A 3,151-nucleotide genomic window follows, 5' to 3' on the forward strand; every position below is an offset into this window, starting at 1 on the left:
CAGATGAGAAGATTTTTCGAAAGGCCGTTTCCGACTCGCCAAGGGACGCATGCCGAAGCCCGTCGAATCCCGGCACCTGCGCGGAGTGCGCAGCGGGGGTGCATCCTAACGCCAGTGCACGCAAATGAAGTGCACCTTGAGTATTACGTTCCTCATTACGCGCACGACATCGGCTTGATAGGGGTATGGGTGAAGATGACCCGGTTCGAGCGTCAGGCTTGGGCTAGAAAGCAACGCTGTCGAGGACTATTCGTCACGCGATACGCAGCTGCCGCATATGTTCTCCTGCTGACGCGCTCGATCCGTGAAAGGGTGTGTGCTGGCTGGTTGCCGCGCATATCAGCCTGACGGAGAACGAAAATGGAAAAGCTTCGGAATATCATGGTGGCCTTTGCCGTCGCCATGCTGGCCGCATGCGCGAGTCTGCCGCCGCAGGCGGGCCGGACAGAGACACATGCACTGGATCACACTGAGGCCACGCGTCTTGGCGCGGTCTTCGTGCCCGCGGAGCAGCAACACCCAGGAAGCAACGCGTTTCACCTTTTGCCGGACCCGGTCGACGCACTGGTCGCCCGCATGCTGCTCAGCGAAGCCGCAGACCGCTCGCTCGACCTGCAGTACTACATTTGGCACAACGACACGACCGGGCGGGAGCTTGCGGCGTCACTGCTCAGAGCGGCCGAGCGCGGCGTGAGGGTTCGTGTTCTGCTCGACGATCTGGGTACGAATGCCGACGATCAGGTGCTGCTGGCTCTCAACTCGCATCCCAACATAGAGATACGCCTGTTCAACCCGGTCGCGAACCGCAGTCTCAAGAGACTGGGGGCTGTGTTCGAGTTCTTTCGGGTCAACCGGCGCATGCACAACAAGGCGATGATCGCAGACAACCAGGGCGCCATTGTGGGCGGGCGCAATATCGGCGACGAGTACTTCGGTGCATCGAGCGATTTCACTTTCGGCGATCTGGATGTGCTTGTGCACGGGCCGATAGTCCGCAAGGTTTCCGACGCCTTCGACGAATACTGGAACTCGGATGCGGCCTATCCGATCGACCGGCTGATGGGCCATCGCGCGGAGCCGACGGCGCTGGTGGCCTACCGCGAAAAGCTGGATGCCGCCGTCGCTTCGCAACAGGATAGCCCCTACTTCGTGCAGGCGAGGCAACGGATGCTTCAGGTCATTCAGGCCCGCGACCTCGACTTTTCCTGGGGCAAGGCCACGCTGCTCTACGACGATCCGTCGACGATCACCCGCGCGCCAGGCGACTCTCAGGGCCATCTGATGACGGACTGGCGGGCGCTGCGCATTCAACCGACACAGGAGTTGTTGATCGTCTCGCCGTACTTCGTCCCGCGTAAGGACGGGGTGGCCTGGCTCTCGGGGCTGACCGCGCGCGGGGTGCGTGTCACCGTGTTGACCAATTCGCTTGCTGCAACCGATGTCGCCGCGGTGCATGCGGGATACGAGCGCTATCGCCAGGCGCTGCTGGCCGCGGGCGTGCGTCTCTACGAACGGAAGCCGGTCACGACCAATAAATCCGCAGCGGACAAGAAATCCACGTTTGGTTTGTCGAGGGCATCGCTGCATGCCAAGACTTACGTGTTCGATCGCAAGGGCATCTTTATCGGCTCGATGAATCTCGATCCACGTTCCATGGAGCTCAACACTGAAATTGGCGTTTACTGTGAAAGCGACGTGGCCGCGAGCCAGGTGGTAGACGCAGTCGAAGCGCGTCTCGACCGGGAAGCCTGGCGACTCGAACAACGCGTCGATGCCGCTGGCAACCGTCTGATCGTCTGGGTCGACACCGCGGCTGACGGAACAGTGACGGAGCTTGATCAGGAGCCGGGCGTATCTGCCGGGCGGCGGATCAGTATCTGGTTTCTGGGACTGCTGCCGATCGAATCACAGCTATGAGGAAGCCGCCACCTTCGAAGTGAGAGGCGCAATTCTAAGTCCATTTACCCATCAAAAAAATGCAGCGCAACGTTACCGCGAACGTCCGCTTCATAGAAAGTTGAATGTCCCTTGCGGGTCGTGTACGGGAGTTCAGTTGCCCGGCTTCTGCCGTCTCCTTCTATTCGATAACCGCTGTCGTAGAAAGAGGGTTAGCGAGAAGTCGATAATCGCTCATCCGCCCATCTCTAATCCTTTGTGTGGATCGATCCATCGATATCCGGCGGCAGGAACGGCGGCACAAGCCGCGTTATTGCCGCCGCGCAAGCCGGTAACAAGCGAATGGAGCAGAATAGGATCGTGAGCACCTTCAAACGCGCGTGAGAGGAAGTGGCGCCCGACTTCGGCCGTTAGGGCCCAGGCGTTAGCGAGACAACCTTGCTGCAGAGAGATCAATGAAGAAAGGAAAGACAAAACTTACCCGCCATGATGCTGAGCGCCTTTTCGAGGGACTGCCCGCCGGGAACGTGAGAGTATCGAGCCGGCCCGAGAACCCATTCGAAGCAGGGGTGTTCGACGTGGTCAAGCGCGTCGACGACGAAAACAAACTCTGGAAAGACAACCTCATTACGCTTCCGATGGCGATCGAGTTGCCTGCTGGCTACGAGTCGGTGTCTCGCATGCGCGAGGCGATGGTGCGGGCATGGCGCGTGAAGTGGGTGAGGGAAGATAAAAACGAGGTTGTCACCGAGTTTCCTGAAGGATGGACAGCCGTTCGCCCGGAAAGCGGCCCCATAGAGCTGCGAGATCCGTCCGGCGTGGTCCGCGCCTTATACGGGTGGGCCAAGGATGCTGAACTCAAAATTCTGCCACGGTATCTGGTTGAGTCACAGGCGAACAGTTCAAGCGGACTAGGCAGCTTGCTTGTCCGTGATCGCGGGAACGGTCAAGTTCTTAAGAGGTCGTCGATCTGGTCTGCTCAAGCTGGTCCCAATCATCCAGATTGGACCAGGCTGTCAGCGTGGCTCAACTTACGCTATCCACAACATCGCGACCCGCTGCGGTACTGGGAAGATTGCGAGGAAAACATCCAAAACTAAGCTACCTTTGGGGCGCTGTTCTCGCGGCAAACAATTGCACCTAGCTTGACGCAGGCGAAAGCAGCGCTCACCGCTTGATTGGGCTTCCGAGTTCGGCCATTAGCCGCCGGTCGCAGTTACATTTCACTTGAATGCCATCAGGCAACGGCTATGTT

At 59.2% G+C, this 3,151-nt stretch carries 2 protein-coding genes; both read left to right on the forward strand.

All coding sequences use genetic code 11. The features are described from left to right. Nucleotides 1-360 precede the first annotated feature (360 nt). On the forward strand, nucleotides 361-1,917 hold the full coding sequence (locus WCA53_RS07025) for a phospholipase D family protein (protein WP_423907325.1): 1,557 nt from the start codon (nucleotides 361-363) through the stop codon (nucleotides 1,915-1,917). A 434-nt stretch (nucleotides 1,918-2,351) separates the two neighbouring features. Continuing rightward, nucleotides 2,352-2,996, forward strand: a complete 645-nt coding sequence (locus WCA53_RS07030) for a hypothetical protein (RefSeq protein WP_423907328.1) — start codon at nucleotides 2,352-2,354, stop codon at nucleotides 2,994-2,996. Nucleotides 2,997-3,151 lie beyond the last annotated feature (155 nt).

The organism is Caballeronia sp., from assembly GCF_049581465.1.
In the GTDB taxonomy this organism is placed as follows: Bacteria; Pseudomonadota; Gammaproteobacteria; order Burkholderiales; family Burkholderiaceae; genus Caballeronia.